This is a genomic window from Streptococcus sp. HMSC073A12, assembly GCF_001812815.1.
GTDB classification, from domain to species: Bacteria; Bacillota; Bacilli; order Lactobacillales; family Streptococcaceae; genus Streptococcus; species Streptococcus vaginalis.
Genome location: NZ_KV810555.1, coordinates 1 through 494, shown reverse-complemented (window position 1 = coordinate 494; position 494 = coordinate 1). Strand labels below are relative to the sequence as shown.

Here is a 494-nt window from a genome sequence, read left to right as displayed (position 1 = left end):
CCGTTCCCTTCAGCCGGACTTGGGTAATCCTCCACAATATAACAAAATGGACCTTGTAGGACTTGAACCTACGACCACTCGGTTATGAGCCGAGAGCTCTAACCAGCTGAGCTAAAGGTCCAACAAGATCAATTATAGCGGCGAAGGGGATCGAACCCCCGACCTCCCGGGTATGAACCGGACGCTCTAGCCAGCTGAGCTACACCGCCATAGTATCGGGAAGACAGGATTCGAACCTGCGACACCTTGGTCCCAAACCAAGTACTCTACCAAGCTGAGCTACTTCCCGTATGGATAGAAAAAATGAAGTCCTAGGAGACTTCTTTTCTATGCACCCTAGAGGAGTCGAACCTCTAACCGCCTGATTCGTAGTCAGGTACTCTATCCAGTTGAGCTAAGGGTGCTCTTTCTATGAATATAAAATCATTATATCACAAATACAAAAAAAGTCAAATCTCTTTATGCACCCTAGAGGAGTCGAACCTCTAACCGCC

4 tRNA genes are annotated in these 494 nt (G+C 47.8%); all 4 read right to left on the bottom strand.

Annotated elements, in window-relative coordinates:
* Positions 1-47: 47 nt before the first annotated feature.
* A tRNA-Ile gene (locus tag HMPREF2876_RS08235) sits at positions 48-121 on the bottom strand.
* A 14-nt stretch (positions 122-135) separates the two neighbouring features.
* Positions 136-209: transfer RNA gene (locus HMPREF2876_RS08230), tRNA-Met, on the bottom strand.
* 6 nt (positions 210-215) lie between these two features.
* Positions 216-289: transfer RNA gene (locus HMPREF2876_RS08225), tRNA-Pro, on the bottom strand.
* A 41-nt stretch (positions 290-330) separates the two neighbouring features.
* A tRNA-Arg gene (locus HMPREF2876_RS08220) sits at positions 331-404 on the bottom strand.
* Between the last annotated feature and the right edge of the window lie 90 nt (positions 405-494).